This window comes from Acidovorax sp. sic0104 (assembly GCF_019219095.1).
GTDB lineage: Bacteria > Pseudomonadota > Gammaproteobacteria > Burkholderiales > Burkholderiaceae_C > Acidovorax.
In genome coordinates, this window is record NZ_JAHUWH010000003.1 from 217,160 (window position 1) to 231,432 (window position 14,273).

Genomic DNA, 14,273 nt, shown 5'->3' on the forward strand with positions numbered 1-14,273 from the left:
ACGTCTGACGGCGGTGTGCGTGAGATCATCCTCGCGCAGGGAAGCCAAGTCCGACGACGCCACGCCCTGCACCCTTGCGCTGCCGGGCGCCAGCCACCCGGGCCGCCCCTGCTCTGTACGCCTGTCTGTCTACGGAGCTCTCCATGCCTGTCCACACCGCCGCGCCCGCTGCCACCAACGAAGCGCTGGCCCCCGTCTCCCCCGACCGCCGTGTCTTCCAGTGGCACGACCATGCCTCGCTCTGGTTTAGCCTGGGCGTGGGCCTGCTGGTCATGCAGGTGGGCTCGTACCTGATGCCTGCGCTGGGCACGCAAGAGGCGTTGATCGCCATCGTCTGCGGCTCCATCGTGGGCGCAGGCCTGCTCGGCTGGGTGGCCAAGCTGGGCGCTGATAGCGGCCTGGCCAGCGCCGGACTGATGCACGCGGTGTACGGCCGCACGTTCGCCAGCCTGCCCATCCTGCTGAACATCGTGCAGCTGGTGGGCTGGGGCACGTTCGAGCTGGTGGTCATGCGCGATGCCACGGTGGCCATCGGCCAGCAGTCCGGCGCCATGGCCGGCACGCACTGGCCCGTGCTGGCCACACTGCTGTGGGGCGGCGTGGTGATGCTGCTCATCAGCGGATCGATGGTGCAACTGGTGCGCAAGGTGATCGCCCGCGTGGCGCTGCCGCTGGTGGTGCTGTCGCTGCTGTGGCTGTCGTGGCAGTTTTTGTCGCTGGCGCAGACCCAGGGCTTTGAAGCGCTGTGGACGCGCAAGGGCGAAGGCGGCATGGGCGTGCTGCCCGCGCTGGACCTGGTGATCGCAATGCCGATCTCGTGGCTGCCGCTGGTGGCCGACTACGCGCGCCACGGCAAGAGCGGCAGCGCAGCGCTGCGCGGTACCTGGCTGGGCTATGCGCTGGCCAACATGTGGTGCTACACGCTCGGCGTGCTGGTGGCGCTGACGCTGCCCAGCAAGGACCTGGTACAGGCGCTGCTGCTGGCCCAGGGCGGGCTGATCGCGCTGTCGCTGATCCTCATCGACGAGGTGGACAACGCCTATGGCGACACGTACTCGGGCGCGGTGTCGGCCCACAGCCTGCTGCCGCGCTGGAGCGTGCGCCGCTGGGGCCTGGGCGTGGCGGCCGTGTGCACCGCCCTCGCGCTGGTGCTGCCCATGCACAGCCTGGAGCCCTTCCTGCTGCTGCTCAGCTCGGTGTTCGTGCCGCTGTTCGGCGTGATCCTGGGCCGCCTGGCATTTGGCGCCAACGCGCCCGCGCTGCTGGCCAACGCACGCCGCGTGAATGCGGCGCCGGTCGCCATCTGGGTGCTGGGCATCGCGGTGTACCACCTGGCTCCGCAGGTGGTACCCGGGGCCGGGTCGGCACTGCCGGCGCTGGCGTTCAGCTTTGTGCTGGCGCTGGCCACGCGGCCGCGCGCCGCGTGATCTGCCCCCCTGGCAAAGCCTGCAACGCCTTCACCCTGGCGTTGCTACTAAATTTATAGCTTCTACCGCTTTATGGACAAGCGGTAGCAGCCTAAAAGCCATACATCAGTCCGGCACCATCCCCATTGCTGCGGCATCTTTTATTTAACTTGAACAAACCGTTCGGGCTGAGCTTGTCGAAGCCTTGCGCGGCGCTTCGACAAGCTCAGCGTGAACGGTTCAAGTTGAAGAACGCCGAATCAATAAACCACGACCTGCGCCACCGGCGCATAGCCGTGGTTCAGCGGCCCGTGGCCACGGCCCGTGCGCACATCGGCACCAGCGGCAATGGCGCCCAGGATGTAGCTGCGGGCACGCTCCACGGCTTGCTGCAAGGGCAGGCCCAGCGCCAGGTGCGCGGCAATGGCGGACGACAGCGTGCAGCCCGTGCCGTGCCCGTTGTGCGTGGCGATGCGCGCGGACTCCAGCCGCTGCGCCACGCCGCCGCGCATGCCCAGCAGGTCCACCACCCAGTCGCCGGGCAGGTGTCCGCCCTTGAGCAGCGCGGCGGGCGCGCCGAGCGCGAGCAGGCCATCCACCGCGCCCTGCAGCGCATCCACGCCTTCGATCGTGCGGCCCAGCAGCCAGCCGGCCTCGTCCAGGTTGGGGGTGATCACCTCGGCGAGCGGGAACAGCTCTTGGACCAGCACGCCCACCGTCTCCTGCGCGATCAGCCGGTCGCCGCTGGTGGCCACCATGACCGGGTCCAGCACCACGTGCGGCAATTGGTAGGTGCGGATGGCGTCGGCCACCACGCGCACCACCTCGGGCGAATGCAGCATGCCGATCTTGACCGCATCCACGCCGATGTCCTGCACCACTGCGTCGATCTGGGCCTTGAGCATCTCGGGCGGAATGCCGTGGATGCCGGTGACGCCGCAGGTGTTCTGCGCCGTGATGGCGGTGATCGCCGTCATGCCGTAGCAGCCCAGGGCGCTGAAGGTCTTGAGGTCGGCCTGGATGCCCGCCCCGCCGCCGCTGTCCGAGCCGGCAATGGAAAGCACGCGTGCGTAGCGCCGCGCCGCGTGGGGCGCCTGAGTCGAAGATGTCATGGCAAAAATTATGGCCTATGCGCCACATCAAAAAGGGGCGGCAGGGGGATGTGCTGTAATTGAATTTTCCGGACGAAACAGGGGTGTCCCGCCCGCACTGTGCTCGATGCAGCGCCGGCAGGGGGACTGAGAAATACCCTGGGGCCTGAACGCACACGGTTGCCACGGCCCCGCTACCCGATCCAGGTCATGCTGGCGTGGGGAGTTTCCTTTCAAGCGGCACAGCCCCGTTTTGTCCCAGGCCCTTGCTGTCGCAGGGGCGCAGCACACGGACGAACGACGACGCCATGCCCCTTTCACCCTCCTCATTTGCCATCCTGGGCGCAGGCCTCATGGGCCGTCTTCTGGCCGTGGAGCTGGCCCGCCAGGGGCACCGTGTCGAGATCTACGACGCCGGCAGCCCGGCCGCCGAAGGCTCGGCCGCCACCGTGGCGGCAGCCATGCTGGCGCCCCTGGCCGAATCGGCCATCACCGAGCCTGGCGTGGTGCGCATGGGGCACCACGCCCTCACCCGCTGGCCGCAACTGCTGGCGCCACTGGCCGAGCCCGTGTTTTTTCAGCAGGCGGGCACGCTCATCGTCTGGCACCGGCAGGATGCCGCCGAAGCCCAGCGCCTGACCCGCCAGCTGGAGACCAACCAGCGCACCGTGCCGGAGCTGCCCAGCCTGCAAAAACTCGATGCCACCGGCCTGGCCCAGGCCGAGCCCACGCTGGCCCACCGGTTTGCGCAGGGACTGTACCTGCCCGGCGAAGGCCAACTGGACAACCGCCAACTGCTCGCCGCTCTGGTGGTGGAGATGCAGCGGCTGGGGGTGCGCACCCACTGGCACGCACCCCGCTCGCCCAACGCCTTTGCCCCCGGCAAGCCGGGCCAGCCCGACTGGGTGCTCGACTGCCGCGGCCTGGGCGCCCGGCCCCAGTGGGCCGCGCTGCGCGGCGTGCGCGGCGAAGTGGCACGCATCCATGCCCCCGACGTGACACTGCAGCGCCCCACGCGGCTGGTGCACCCGCGCTACCCCATCTACATCGCGCCCAAGGAAGACCACCTGTTCGTCATCGGCGCCACCGAGATCGAGTCCGAGGACCTCTCGCCCGCCAGCGTCCGCTCCACGCTGGAGCTGCTGTCTGCCGCCTATGCCGTGCACCCGGGCTTTGGCGAAGGCCGCATCCTGGAGATGGCCACGCAGTGCCGCCCCACCCTGCCCGACAACCTGCCCGCCATCCGCCAGCCGCGCCCCGGTGTGCTGGAGATCAACGGCCTGTACCGCCACGGCTTCATGATCGCGCCCGCCATGCTGGATGTGACGCTGGAGGTGCTGAACGCGGGACAATCGCAGCTTTCGCAACGTTTCGACCTGGCGCTGCAGCTGGAGCCCGCCCCCGGGTCGACAGCTCCCGCCGCACCCAGCGCTTTCGCATGAACATCTCCATCAACCAGATTCCGCACGATCTGCCCGAAGGCGCCACCGTGGCGGACGCCGTGGCGGCCCTTGAGGCCCGCCCGCCCTTCGCCGTGGCGGTGAACACCACCTTCGTGCCCAACACACGCTATGCGTCCCATGCACTGCACGCTGGTGACCGCGTGGAAATCATCTCGCCCGTGACCGGGGGCTGACTTCTACCCGCCGTAAGACAAACAGGCCCGATTTGCTACATGCATCAACGCACCCTATCCGTTCGGGCTGAGCTTGTCGAAGCCAGGGCGTGCACCGAGAGTGCAAGGCATCGGCAAGCTCAGCCCGAACAGATGATGGAACATGAAGTCCGAGCTACGTCGCCAATCAGAAAAACCGGCCCCTACCGATCATCCAGCAAGCGTCAACAGCTATCAAATTCATAGTAACCATATGACCACTTCGATGCCCCAAGACCCTCTGGTGCTGTACGGCCAGCAGTTCGCCAGCCGGCTGCTGCTGGGCACCTCCCGCTACCCCTCTCCCGCCGTGCTGGAGGCCGCCGTGCAGCGCGCGCAGCCGGCCATGGTCACGGCATCGCTGCGCCGCCAGGGCAGCAACCCGGCCGAAAGCGGCAACAGCTTCTGGGAGCTGCTGCGCAAGCTCAACGTGCCGGTGCTGCCCAACACCGCCGGTTGCCACAGTGCGCAAGAGGCCATCACCACCGCCCAGATGGCGCGTGAGGTATTCGGCACGCCGTGGATCAAGCTGGAGCTGATCGGCGACGACTACACCCTGCAGCCCGACACGCTCAACCTGGTCGGTGTGGCCGAGCACCTCATCAAGGAAGGCTTCCAGGTGCTGCCGTACTGCACCGAAGACCTGGTGCTGTGCCAGCGCCTGGTGGATGTGGGCTGCCAGGCCGTGATGCCCTGGGCCGCGCCCATCGGCACCGGGCGAGGCCCCGTGAACCCCTACGCGCTGCAGACGCTGCGCGAACGCCTTGACGTGCCCCTGCTGGTGGACGCAGGTCTCGGCCTGCCATCGCACGCCTGCCAGGTCATGGAATGGGGCTACGACGGTGTGCTGCTGAACACGGCCGTCGCACTCGCGCAAGATCCCGTGGCCATGGCTGGCGCATTTGCCGACGCAGTGAACGCGGGCCGCACGGCCCATCGCGCGGGCGCCATGTCCGCACAAGAGGCGGCCCAGCCCAGCACGCCGGTGCTGGGCACCCCTTTTTGGCACCACGCGCAACATGCCTGATACCGTCCCAACCGTTGATACCGGCCACCTGGCGCAGCAGATCGTTGCGCACCATGCGGCCACCTTCGCCGGCTTCGCGCCCGAGCCGGTCCCTACCCCCACCCGCCAGGACGCGACCTATCTCGCAGCCCTGCAGGCTTGCAGCGCGCTGGGATTCATCGCCCACGATGCGGAATGCGTGGCACAGGCCTGGCAGGCCCGCGCCGAGCGCACCGGCGGCGCTGCCCAGCCCGAACTGTGGCCCGACGCACCGCAGGACTTCCGGCTGCAGCCCGTGCCACGCGCGCAGGCATTCGCCCCGTGCCCGCAAGACCTGGGCCTGTACGCCGTGCTGCCCGACGCCGAATGGGTAGGCCGCATGGCCCACGCGGGCGTGCCCACGGTGCAGCTGCGCTACAAGTCCGCCGACAAGGCCGCCATCGAGCGCGAAGTGCGTGCGGCGGTGGCAGCGGTGCAGGGCACATCTGCGCTGCTGTTCATCAACGACCACTGGCAGGCGGCCATCGCAGCAGGCGCCTATGGCATTCACCTGGGTCAGGAAGACCTGGATGCACTGAGCCCCGCCGACCTGCAGGCGCTGCGCGCATCCGGCCTGCGCCTGGGCGTGAGCACGCACGGCTATGCGGAGATGGTGCGGGCCGACGCGGTAGGCCCGAGCTACATCGCCATGGGCGCTGTGTTTCCCACCACGCTCAAGAAGATGGCCACCGCGCCACAGGGTGTGGGCCGACTGGGCGTGTATGCCCGTCTGCTGCGCCACTATCCCCGGGTGGCGATCGGCGGTATCGGCGCGGAGCAGTTCCCGGAGGTTCTCGCGACGGGCGTAGGCTCCATCGCCGTGGTGCGGGCCGTCGTCAATGCCGACGACCCTGAGGCGGCGGCAGCACGGCTGATGCTTCGCATGGTCGAGCCTGCGGCGCGCGCCTAAGTACGCAGCTGCCTACCTGCCTGCCCACCCAGCTTTCAGGACCCGCCCTTGTGGGTCTTGGATTCCCGTTGCTCCAGCTCCAGGCGCAATTCCATCAGGTCGTTCTCCATGCCAAAGCCCACTGCCTGACCGGAGACGGGGGGTGGTGTCACTGGCACGGGCGGCAGGTCACTGAGCGTGAGGTGGGGCGGCTCGGAGAGGTCCAGATCCAGCGGTGCCCCACGCGTGTCCAAGGCAGGCGGCGCAGGGGATGGGGACACGGCGCTTGCAGCGGACTGCTTGCGCAGCGACTCGTCGAATTCGAACTCCAGGCTGGCCGCCAGCGAGTCGAGCGGCCGGTCATCGGTCTTTCCGGCAGGCAGGGCCGAGGCCTCGGGCATTACCACGGTTTCCACCCGATCGGGCGCCATCGGCGTGGTTCGCTTGCGCGGTGAGGGTTCGCCCCGCGCACTGGCAGGAGTGGTCTGCGCGATTGCGAGCAACAGCAGCAACTCATCGTAGGCAGCCATGTCGAAGGGCTCAGCCGCGCTGACGCCGTCGCGCCGGAAAAGGAGTGCTTCCAGAAGCCCCAGCACCGACGACGATGTCCATTGCGCTTCAATCTCGGCGAGCGCATCGGTGTAGTGGTACAGCATGCGCCCGGTACGATGAAAGCCCGTGAACTCGGGTACCTGCGCGTTGAAGGAATGCATGAACTGCGTCCGCAGCTGCGAGAACTCTTCCACGCGGCTGAGCGTGTGGTACAGCCGCAGAAGCTCGAGGTAAGCCAACGGCGAGACATCGCCCCGTTCCGCGATGTGATTCTTGAGGACTTCGATGGCCTGCTGGTGCTCACCCACCGAGATGAAGAATTCGGCCTGCTGCTGGATGTCGAACAGCTCTTCCGGGCTCACGATGTGCAAGGCGGGCTTGCTTGCCGCAGCAGGTGTAGCCGGAGGCACCAGTGCAGCCGTGGCGGTCACTGCGGGGGCAGCAATCGCCTGGACTTTGGGACCGGGCGCGGTATCGACAAAATCAGGCACGAGCGGCGCCAGACCCGAGCCCAGTCCTGCCTTGCGGCGTGCCGGCGAAGCCTTGGCGGGCGACGCCGGTGGCACTGCCGCAGGGGCCGTGTCCGGCGGCAGCCAAGTGTCGCCGGGATGGGGGGTGAGTCCCAACGCCTGCTCCTGTGCGGCCAGCGCCGTGTCGCGCCCTCCCATGGCGGCTACGGAATCACGCCAGGCCCGGATGGCTTTCTCCGAACCCAAGCGCAGCCGCCACAAGGCCCAGGCCGCCAGCAGCAATGCAACCGCCAGCAACCCGCCCAGCACGTACACCAGTGTGGCGGGGAAGCGCTCTTGCATCGCCTGTTCCAGTTGCTGCTGCGTCTGCGTGGCGCTGGTGCGGTCGCGGCTGGCCTGGGCGCGCAGGGCAGCCACGTCGGCCTCCAGCGCCTTCATGCGGTCTGCATCCTGATTGATGTCTTCAGGCTGTGCGTTCAACGACTTCCAGACGGCCGCAGCCTGCGCGCGTTGTGCCGATGGCTGATCGGAGGGCGTGACCAGCAGCTCTGGCGAGGCGCGCAGCGCCACGGGGCGGTCCAGCCACAACTCCAGCGGCTCGACCACCAGGCGCGAGCGCTGGGCCGCCAAGGGCGTCTCGGCCTTGCCCTGTGCAGCCGCAGCAGACGGGCGAGGCGCGGTGCGTGCAGGGGGTGGCGCAGCGGCAACGCGCGGCGCAGGCCGGCTCGCCGGGGCAGCCGCGGGCTGTGCTGAACCACTGCGGCCCTCGTCGGGAACATCCGAGGGGCGCTGGGGAGTTGTCGGGGCGTTGGCGCTGGGCAAGGGTGCTGCCGCGCGCTGCGAGGGCAAGCCTGGGGGTGCACGTGAGGGATCCGCTGCGCCGGGCAGCGCAGATGCCAGTCTGGCAACATCGACGGGGCCGCCGGATCGCGCAACCGTGGTCGGCAGTTCGGAAAGGAATGTGTAGGTCCGCGTGACCTTGCTCGAGCATCCGGCCGCCAGCACCACCGTCAGCACCGGCTCGTCCACCGCGATATTGGCCTGCACCCGCACGGCGGGGGGCCGCCCCCGCATGTCTGGCAGAGGCGTGACGCGCACCTTCGCATCACCGATCGGCGTATCGCCGGCCCTCACCTGGGCAGACACGCAGGAGGACGCCACGTCGGAACCCGCATCGGGCTGCACATCGAACGACACATCCACCGGCGCACCCAACACCACCGCACCCCGGCTGCCGCCGAGCGAGAGTGCCCCGGCGCCAGCAGCTACCACCCACAGCCCGGTCCCAAAAATGGTGTTACGGATTTTCACGATAGGTTCTATTTATGGTGCAGCCCATTCTTGCACATAAGTCCCGCTCAAGGCCAGAGCCATAATGGCGCTATGAAAATTCAGTTTGACAACGTTGGAATCGTGGGCACCGGCGCCATGGGTCGGGGCATTGCACAAATCGCCGCGCAGGCCGGCAGCCAGGTTTTCCTGCTCGATGCCAACCCCGGCGCCGCCCAGGCCGCCCAGGCCGCGCTGCAGGACCAGTGGGCCAAGCTGGTGGCCAAGGGCCGCATCGATGCCGAACAGGCCAGCGCGCTGGCCGCGCGGCTGCACCCCGTGCAGGCGGTTGCGGACCTCGCGGGCTGCGACCTGGTGGTGGAAGCCATCGTGGAGCGACTGGATGTGAAGAAGACATTGTTTGCCGAGCTCGAAGCCGTGGTGCGCAGCGACGCGGTGCTGGCCACCAACACCTCTTCGCTGTCCGTCACGGCGATCGGTGCGGGCCTGCAGCGGCCCGAGCGCCTGGCGGGTTTTCACTTCTTCAATCCCGTGCCACTGATGAAGGTGGTGGAAGTGATTGCCGGACTCAAGACCGATGCCGCCGTGTGCATCGCACTGGCGGCCTATGCCAAGCAGATGGGCCACACCCCCGTGCAGGCGCAGGACACGCCGGGCTTCATCGTGAACCATGCGGGCCGGGGCTTTGGTACCGAGGCGCTGCGCATCGTGGGCGAAGGCGTGGCCGACTTCGCGACGATCGACCGCATCCTGCGCGACCAGGTGGGCTTCAAGCTCGGGCCGTTCGAGCTCATGGACCTCACCGCGCTGGACGTATCGCACCCGGTGATGGAGTCCATCTACCGCCAGTACTACGACGAGCCGCGCTTTCGCCCGAGCGTGATCACCGCGCAGCGTCTGGCTGGCGGCGTTGTCGGCAAGAAGGTGGGCGAAGGCTTCTATAAGTATGCCGATGGCGTGGCCCAGGTGCCGCCCGAGCCCCCCGTGCCCGTCGTGGCCGACATCCCCCCCGTGTGGGTCTCGCCCCGCGCTGCGCGGCGGGCCGAGCTGTACCAGTTGCTCAAGGACCTGGGCGCCAACATCGAAACCGGCCAGTCCCCTTCACCGCAGGCGATCACGCTGGTGGCCCCGCTGGGCTTTGACGTGACCACCGTCGCCGTGGTCGAGCGGCTGGACCCGGCGCGCACCATCGGCATCGACATGCTCATCGACGATGCCGCCACCAAGCGCCGCGTGCTGGCCACCAACCCCGCCACGCGCGTGGACATCCGCAATGCTGCGCATGCCCTGTTCGCCCGCGACGGCAAGGCCGTGAGCGTGGTCCGCGACAGCGGCGGCTTTGTCACGCAGCGCGTGGTGGCCACCATCGTCAACATCGCGTCCGACATCTGCCAGCAAGGCATCTGCTCGCCCAAGGACCTGGAAACCGCCGTGACCCTGGGCCTGGGCTACCCACTGGGCCCGCTGGCCATGGGCGACCGCTGGGGGCCGACCAACATCCTGGAAGTGCTGTTCAACATGCAGACCGTGTACGGCGACACGCGCTACCGCCCCAGCCCCTGGCTGCGCCGGCGCGGCGCCATCGGCCTGAGCCTCACGCATGTAGAAGAGGAATGAGGCGCCCCGCCCTCCCCTGACCGAGCGCCCGCCCGGCCCTGACAGTCCTACACCCCACCACCAGGTCACGCACATGCCCGCAGAACTCAAGAGCACCAGCCAGGGCCAGACCCTGATCCTGACCCTCAGCAACCCGGAGCGGCGCAACGCCATCGACCCGTCGATGTACGCGGCGGGCGTGGAGGCCCTGAGCGTGGCCGAGAGCAGCGCCGACATCCGCAGCGTGATCATCACCGGGTCGGACGGCATGTTCTGCTCGGGCGGCAATCTGCAGCGGCTGCTGGCCAACCGCCAGCAGCCGCCCGAGGTGCAGGCCCAGAGCATCGAAGGCCTGCACAACTGGATCGAGACCATACGCACCTACCCCAAGCCCGTGATCGCGGCAGTGGAAGGCGCGGCTGCAGGCGCGGGCTTTTCCCTGGCGCTGGCCTGCGACTTCATCGTGTCGGCGCGCAACGCGGTGTTCGTCATGGCGTACAGCAACGTGGCGCTGTCGCCGGACGGCGGCGCGAGCTGGAGCCTGTCGCAAGCGCTCCCTCGCCAGGCCGCCGCCGAGATCCTCATGTGCGGCGACCGCATTGGTGCCGAGCGGCTGCATGCGCTGGGTGTCGTCAACCGCATTGCAGAGCCCGGCGGGGCGCTCACCGCCGCGCTGGCACTGGGCGAGCAACTGAACGCCAAGGCACCCAACGCCCTGGCCAGCATCAAGGAGCTGCTGGGCGAGGCGCCAGGGGCCAGCCTCACGCAGCACCTGGGCCGCGAGCGCGACCACTTCGTGAAGAACCTGCACCATATCAATGGCGGTGCGGGCATCACGGCCTTCCTTGAAAAAAGCGTGCCTCGCTACCAGTAGACGCGCACTGCACAGGCCGCATTGCGCTGCGCACCGAGCGCCCCGCGCCCGAAGCCCCCGGCTTGCCGATCAAGCAGCCGAGGGCTTTTTCTTTTTTGCGTGGCGCAGTCCCGGCGCGTCAGGTGAATGAGCGAGACACGCAGGTGACAACCCTGACGCAGCGCGAAGGTCCCTCACGCGACAATGGTCCCGTTTCTAGTCACGCAAAAGACAGGCCATGGACGACCCGATTCTTACTATCGAAGAACGTGAAGCGATCAACTCAGGTCGCTGGTTTTCATCCCTCTCACCTTCGCTACGCCACGACATCCTGCGATGTGCATACGTCAAACGCTTCAAGGACGGCGGCCTGATTGCCGCACGCGGCGATCCGCCCGAGGAGTGGATCGCCTGCGCGCGCGGTGCGGTGCGGGTGAGTTCCACCTCCATCTCGGGCAAGCAGATCACGCTGACCTACGTCGAACCGGGCATCTGGTTCGGCGACGTGGCGATCTTCGATGGGGACCGGCGCACGCACGACGCCTACGCGCATGGCGACACCACGATCCTTTGTGTGGCCAAAGCAGACTTCAGGAAGATCCTGGCAGCGCACACCGAGTTCTACGAGGCCATGCTGCGCCTGCATGCGCGGCGCATTCGCCAGCTGTACGGCCTGGTGGAAGACCTCAACACCCTGCCCCTGCGTGCGCGGCTGGCCAAGCAGTTGGTGCACCTGGTGCGCAGCTATGGCATTCCGAGTCTGTCGGACGGCAGCGAGATGCGCATCGGCCTGCAACTTGCGCAGGAAGAACTGGCCCAGTTGCTGGGGGCATCGCGCCAGCGGGTGAACCAGGAGCTCAAGGCCATGGAACGCGAGGACGCCATCCGCATCGAGCCGGGCGGCCTGGTGGTGCGCAACCGGGATGCGCTGATGCGCATCGCCGAAACAGACAACTGAAGAACAACCCTTGCAGCGCCCACCCATGAGCAATTTCGACCATTTTGTGGGCACGCGGCCCGTCTCCGACCAGCATGCGTTCGACATCGGCGCATTGACCGCATGGTTGTCCACAAACATGCAGGGCTTTGCCGGCCCGCTGACGGTGGAGATGTTCAAGGGTGGGCAGTCCAATCCCACCTACAAGCTCATCACGCCCAGTGCCAGCTACGTGATGCGCGCCAAACCCGGCCCGGTGGCCAAGCTGCTGCCCTCGGCCCATGCCATCGAGCGGGAGTTTGCCGTGATGAGCGGCCTGTATGGCACCGATGTGCCGGTGCCGCGCATGTTCGTGCTGTGCGAGGACGAATCGGTGATCGGCCGCGCCTTCTACGTGATGGAGTGCATGCAGGGCCGCGTGCTGTGGGACCAGTCCCTGCCCGGCATGTCGCCCGCAGAACGCACCGCGATCTATGACGAGATGAACCGCGTGATCGCAGCGCTGCACACCGTCAAGTTCGCGGACCGGGGCCTGGCCACCTACGGCAAGCCGGGCAACTATTTCGACCGCCAGATCGGCCGCTGGAGCAAGCAGTACGTGGCCTCCATCACGCAGCCCATCCCCGAGATGGACAAGCTCATGCAATGGCTGCCCGCCAACATGCCGGCCAGTGCGCGCGACGAAGGCCATGTCTCCATCGTGCATGGCGACTACCGGCTCGACAACCTGATGTTCCACCCCACCGAGGCGCGCGTGATCGCGGTGCTCGACTGGGAGCTGTCCACCCTGGGTCATCCGCTGGCTGACTTCAGCTACCACTGCATGAGCTGGCACATCCCCGCCGCCATGGGTCGAGGCATTGCCGGGCAGGATCTGGCGGCCCTCGGCATCCCCGACGAAGACGCATACATCCGCAGCTACTGCGAACGCACCGGCATCGCCACGCCCGAAGCGCTGCGCGCCGACTGGAACTTCTACCTCGCCTACAACATGTTCCGCATAGCGGCCATCCTGCAGGGCATTGCCAAGCGGGTGGAGGCCGGTACAGCGTCGAGCGCGCAGGCCAAGGCCTCGGGCGACACGGCGCGGCCCATGGCCGAGTTGGCCTGGTCGTTCGCGCAGCGGGGATGAACACCACGCGTTAGCGCCCCCAGGCATCGCCCCTCGATTACCAACGGAGAAGACACCCATGGACTTTGACTACTCGCCCAAAACCAAGGAACTGCAGGCCCGGCTGCTCAAGTTCATGGACGACCACATCTACCCCAACGAGGTCGCATACAAGGACGAGCTGGCCGCCAACACGGCCGCAGGCAAGCGGTGGTCGGCCCTCTCCACCATCGAAAACCTCAAGCCCAAGGCCCAGGCCGCCGGTCTGTGGAACCTGTTCCTGCCGGTGGACAGCGCTGCAGCCTCTGGCTACGACGGTGCAGGCCTGACCAACCAGGAATACGCGCCCCTGGCCGAGATCATGGGCCGTGTGCCATGGGCCAGCGAGGTGTTCAACTGCTCGGCGCCCGACACCGGCAACATGGAGACCATCGCCCGCTACGGCGACGAGGCCAACAAGGCCCGCTGGCTCAAGCCGCTGCTCGAAGGCAAGATCCGCTCGGCCTTCGCGATGACCGAGCCCGACGTGGCGTCGAGCGATGCCACCAACATCGAGACGCGCATCGAGCGCGACGGCGACGAGTACGTCATCAACGGCCGCAAGTGGTGGATCTCCGGCGCGGCCGACCCGCGCTGCGCGGTGTTCATCACCATGGGCAAGACCGACCCCGAAGCCCCCCGCCATTCGCAGCAGAGCATGGTGCTGGTGCCGGCCGATGCCAAGGGCATCACCATCATCCGCCCGCTCAACGTGCTGGGCTATGACGACGCGCCGCACGGCCACGTCGAGATGACCTTCGAGAACGTGCGCGTGCCTGTCTCCAACATCCTGCTGGGCGAAGGCCGCGGCTTCGAGATCGCGCAAGGGCGCCTGGGCCCCGGGCGCATCCACCACTGCATGCGCCTCATCGGCCTGGCCGAGCGCGCGCTGGAGCTGATGTGCAAGCGAGCATCGTCGCGCGTGGCTTTCGGCAAGACCGTGGCACAGCAGACGGTGACGCAGGAGCGCATTGCCGAAGCCCGCTGCAAGATCGACATGGCCCGCCTGCTGACGCTGAAGGCCGCCTGGCTGATGGACGTGGCCGGCAACAAGGTCGCCAAGACCGAGATCGCGATGATCAAGGTGGTGGCCCCCAGCATGGCCTGCCAGGTGATCGACTGGGCCATGCAGGTGCACGGCGGCGGCGGCATGAGCGACGATTTCCCGCTGGCATATGCCTACGCCGGTGCGCGCACCCTGCGCTTTGCGGACGGCCCGGACGAAGTGCACCGCAATGCCATCGCCAAGTGGGAATTGGGCAAGTACGGTGCCTATGGCCGCGATGCGGGCGTGCCGATCACTCGCGGAAGTTAAGTAAGCACCCCCTGAGCCGCTTCGC

General features: G+C 67.7%; 12 protein-coding genes and 1 riboswitch. Of the genes, 10 read left to right on the forward strand and 2 right to left on the reverse strand.

Annotated elements, in window-relative coordinates; translation table 11 throughout:
• Positions 1-143 precede the first annotated feature (143 nt).
• A complete protein-coding gene (locus KW835_RS07465; RefSeq protein WP_218381723.1) occupies positions 144-1,427 on the forward strand; it encodes a cytosine permease in 1,284 nt (427 codons plus the stop codon).
• 239 nt (positions 1,428-1,666) lie between these two features.
• Here KW835_RS07465 and thiD read toward each other — a convergent pair whose 3' ends face one another.
• Positions 1,667-2,518: a bifunctional hydroxymethylpyrimidine kinase/phosphomethylpyrimidine kinase gene (thiD, locus tag KW835_RS07470; protein ID WP_218381724.1), complete on the reverse strand. Its 852-nt coding sequence runs from the start codon at positions 2,516-2,518 to the stop codon at positions 1,667-1,669.
• A gap of 69 nt (positions 2,519-2,587) precedes the next feature.
• Positions 2,588-2,739: riboswitch (TPP riboswitch) on the forward strand.
• A gap of 66 nt (positions 2,740-2,805) precedes the next feature.
• Between thiD and KW835_RS07475 the strand changes: the two genes are divergently transcribed.
• From KW835_RS07475 to thiE, 4 genes are all read left to right on the forward strand, one after another.
• Positions 2,806-3,939 carry an FAD-dependent oxidoreductase gene (locus KW835_RS07475; RefSeq protein WP_218381725.1) on the forward strand — a complete coding sequence of 378 codons (1,134 nt, stop codon included), beginning with the start codon at positions 2,806-2,808 and terminating at the stop codon, positions 3,937-3,939.
• Complete coding sequence (thiS, locus tag KW835_RS07480) at positions 3,936-4,133, forward strand: sulfur carrier protein ThiS (protein WP_218381726.1); 198 nt, start codon at positions 3,936-3,938, stop codon at positions 4,131-4,133. Before KW835_RS07475 ends, thiS begins: the two co-directional genes overlap by 4 nt.
• A gap of 232 nt (positions 4,134-4,365) precedes the next feature.
• Positions 4,366-5,178, forward strand: coding sequence for a thiazole synthase (locus KW835_RS07485; RefSeq protein ID WP_218381727.1), 813 nt, complete (start codon positions 4,366-4,368; stop codon positions 5,176-5,178).
• Positions 5,171-6,106: a thiamine phosphate synthase gene (gene thiE, locus KW835_RS07490; RefSeq protein ID WP_218381728.1), complete on the forward strand. Its 936-nt coding sequence runs from the start codon at positions 5,171-5,173 to the stop codon at positions 6,104-6,106. Before KW835_RS07485 ends, thiE begins: the two co-directional genes overlap by 8 nt.
• Before the next feature lie 35 nt (positions 6,107-6,141).
• On the opposite strand, the gene KW835_RS07495 is transcribed toward thiE, so the two are convergent.
• The gene (locus KW835_RS07495; RefSeq protein ID WP_339385513.1) at positions 6,142-8,418 is read right to left on the reverse strand and encodes a hypothetical protein; all 2,277 of its coding nucleotides are present in this window, start codon (positions 8,416-8,418) and stop codon (positions 6,142-6,144) included.
• Positions 8,419-8,490: 72 nt separating this feature from the next.
• Here KW835_RS07495 and KW835_RS07500 point away from each other — a divergent pair, with 72 nt between their 5' ends.
• The 5 genes from KW835_RS07500 to KW835_RS07520 all read left to right on the forward strand — a co-directional run bounded on the left by KW835_RS07500 (position 8,491) and on the right by KW835_RS07520 (position 14,248).
• The gene (locus KW835_RS07500; RefSeq protein WP_218381729.1) at positions 8,491-10,014 is read left to right on the forward strand and encodes a 3-hydroxyacyl-CoA dehydrogenase; all 1,524 of its coding nucleotides are present in this window, start codon (positions 8,491-8,493) and stop codon (positions 10,012-10,014) included.
• 73 nt (positions 10,015-10,087) lie between these two features.
• On the forward strand, positions 10,088-10,867 hold the full coding sequence (locus KW835_RS07505) for an oxepin-CoA hydrolase, alternative type (RefSeq protein ID WP_218381730.1): 780 nt from the start codon (positions 10,088-10,090) through the stop codon (positions 10,865-10,867).
• Between the two features lie 217 nt (positions 10,868-11,084).
• Entirely contained in the window at positions 11,085-11,804 is a 720-nt protein-coding gene (locus KW835_RS07510) for a Crp/Fnr family transcriptional regulator (RefSeq protein ID WP_218381731.1), read from the forward strand.
• Between the two features lie 25 nt (positions 11,805-11,829).
• A complete protein-coding gene (locus tag KW835_RS07515; RefSeq protein ID WP_218381732.1) occupies positions 11,830-12,915 on the forward strand; it encodes a phosphotransferase in 1,086 nt (361 codons plus the stop codon).
• Positions 12,916-12,973: 58 nt separating this feature from the next.
• Entirely contained in the window at positions 12,974-14,248 is a 1,275-nt protein-coding gene (locus tag KW835_RS07520; RefSeq protein WP_218381733.1) for an acyl-CoA dehydrogenase family protein, read from the forward strand.
• The last annotated feature ends 25 nt before the right edge of the window (positions 14,249-14,273 follow it).

Coding starts and splice junctions, on each gene's coding strand:
- KW835_RS07465 (WP_218381723.1), top strand. CDS start 144: ATGCCTGTCCACACCGCCGCGCCCGCTGCCACCAACGAAGCGCTGGCC.
- thiD (WP_218381724.1), bottom strand. CDS start 2,518: ATGACATCTTCGACTCAGGCGCCCCACGCGGCGCGGCGCTACGCACGC.
- KW835_RS07475 (WP_218381725.1), top strand. CDS start 2,806: ATGCCCCTTTCACCCTCCTCATTTGCCATCCTGGGCGCAGGCCTCATG.
- thiS (WP_218381726.1), top strand. CDS start 3,936: ATGAACATCTCCATCAACCAGATTCCGCACGATCTGCCCGAAGGCGCC.
- KW835_RS07485 (WP_218381727.1), top strand. CDS start 4,366: ATGACCACTTCGATGCCCCAAGACCCTCTGGTGCTGTACGGCCAGCAG.
- thiE (WP_218381728.1), top strand. CDS start 5,171: ATGCCTGATACCGTCCCAACCGTTGATACCGGCCACCTGGCGCAGCAG.
- KW835_RS07500 (WP_218381729.1), top strand. CDS start 8,491: ATGAAAATTCAGTTTGACAACGTTGGAATCGTGGGCACCGGCGCCATG.
- KW835_RS07505 (WP_218381730.1), top strand. CDS start 10,088: ATGCCCGCAGAACTCAAGAGCACCAGCCAGGGCCAGACCCTGATCCTG.
- KW835_RS07510 (WP_218381731.1), top strand. CDS start 11,085: ATGGACGACCCGATTCTTACTATCGAAGAACGTGAAGCGATCAACTCA.
- KW835_RS07515 (WP_218381732.1), top strand. CDS start 11,830: ATGAGCAATTTCGACCATTTTGTGGGCACGCGGCCCGTCTCCGACCAG.
- KW835_RS07520 (WP_218381733.1), top strand. CDS start 12,974: ATGGACTTTGACTACTCGCCCAAAACCAAGGAACTGCAGGCCCGGCTG.